This is a genomic window from Paenibacillus sp. Marseille-Q7038, assembly GCF_965111595.1.
This window is the reverse complement of sequence record NZ_CBCOOM010000004.1, coordinates 1-1697: the sequence shown is the minus strand read 5'-3', so window position 1 is coordinate 1697 and position 1697 is coordinate 1. Positions and strand designations below refer to the sequence as shown.

Below are 1697 nucleotides of genomic sequence, written 5' to 3'. Positions count from 1 at the left end.
TTAAGGTGTGGTTGCTTTTTATCTGTTCATTTTAATCTTGACTTGGTATCATTTCGTATTTTTATATTAATGAAAGTATGAACCTCTATTGTAACGCTTCGAGTACAGCCTCAATTTCTTCAACTGTGAAATTCTCAAACGCCATTTTCTGTAGTTTCTCTTTGTTTTCTTCGGTCAACCCTTCAGAAGCAATCTCTTTAACGTATTTTATATCGGATACGGATACTCGGCTGACAACAAATTTTAAAGCCTCATCTTGACTTTTAAACGCCGCATCCTCTTTATTCGAGGACTCAACTGAGTTTTCTTTAGCACCTTTTTTTGTTGTATCGTTATTAGTATCTTTTGTTATATCATCTTTAGTTATCTCTTTGGCTTCATTTGCTATATCTTTTAAATCGTTTTTTATATTTTGGGAGTCACCTGTTAAATACTGTTCTTTTAATTGATTAATTGCTTGTTCTACTTCCGGCTTAGCAAGTTCTGCTGATATTTGATTCGCAGCCGTATGAATTACGGTATTATATGCCCACTTTCCTCCGAAGAAAAGCACAACGAGGCAAGTTAGAAGGATGATCCAAGTTTTCTTTTTACGCATAAAATCCTCTCCTTATGTAACGATCATACCATACTTCTCAGATTATATAGAAGCCCTTAGAGGGCTTCGTTTCTCTTTTGAATACTTTTAATTACAATAGTTGTAAGTAGGATCAACAAAGATAGAATAAAAGAGGGCTACATAATAACTGAAATTAGTTATTAAATGTACCCCTCTGTAACCTTCCAACTGTTATGAGCAAACGTCACTCCTATAAATAACAATCCGAAGGAATATTTATTTATATGTCTATCTATTCAATAGAGTTTTTCATGTGAATGATGTGCGTCAAAATGGAATCCATCTACGTTAACTTAACCGTTGCCGCCTTGGAAGGAAGGGTACTTCGTCATTCCTCCATCAGCAAAAATGGTAGTACCGGTCACATAACTAGATTCATTCGATGCCAGCCAAGCTGCCACGGATGCGATTTCTTCCGGTTTCCCAATATAACCTATCGGTATCAGATCTTGAACAGCAGCTCTCGATTTTGGATCTGCGAACTTCACCGCATTGATGGGGGTTTCTATAGCACCTGGCGCGATATTATTAATTCGGATGCCTTTAGGTGCAAATTCTAGGGCTAGCGTTTCGGTCATTAATTTAACACCGCCTTTGCTAGTTGCGTAATGGACGAAGTGAGGCCATGGTATTTGCTCGTGAACACTAGATATGTTAATTATTTTTCCTTTGATTTTATGTTCGAGCATGTAACTGATCGCTTCACGACATCCTAAAAATGCACCGGTTAGATTTACATCAATTACTTCTTTCCAGTTCTCCAGTGTCATTTCTTCGGAAGGAACTTCATTCTCAATTCCCGCATTATTGATCCAAATATCAACCGATCCAAAACTTTCATGTGCGCTCTGAATAAGTGCTTTTATATCCTCTTCTTTAGAAACATCGCCCTTTTGACTGATCGCACGACCTCCATTTTGGGCAATCTCTTGAATAATCTCTTTCACGTTTTCTTCTTTGCTGTGATAATTAATGACCACATTCGCTTTCTCTCGGCCAAATCGAAGTGCCATCGCTTTTCCTAACCCTGTAGATGCACCTGTAATGATGACTGTTTTGCCTTCCAATTCTGTATACA

Annotated in this window: 2 protein-coding genes; both read right to left on the bottom strand. The window is 37.6% G+C overall.

Going from position 1 to position 1697, the window contains the following annotated elements:
• Positions 1 to 85 precede the first annotated feature (85 nt).
• Entirely contained in the window at positions 86 to 598 is a 513-nt protein-coding gene (locus tag ACWPWY_RS23480) for a hypothetical protein (protein WP_454193944.1), read from the bottom strand.
• A gap of 314 nt (positions 599 to 912) precedes the next feature.
• Positions 913 to 1697: glucose-1-dehydrogenase (locus tag ACWPWY_RS23475; RefSeq protein ID WP_454193943.1), on the bottom strand; the 785-nt coding region annotated here is incomplete at its 5' end.

What these genes read in the sequence shown, in the direction of transcription:
- ACWPWY_RS23480 (WP_454193944.1), bottom strand. Translation starts at nt 598, where the DNA reads ATGCGTAAAAAGAAAACTTGGATCATCCTTCTAACTTGCCTCGTTGTG.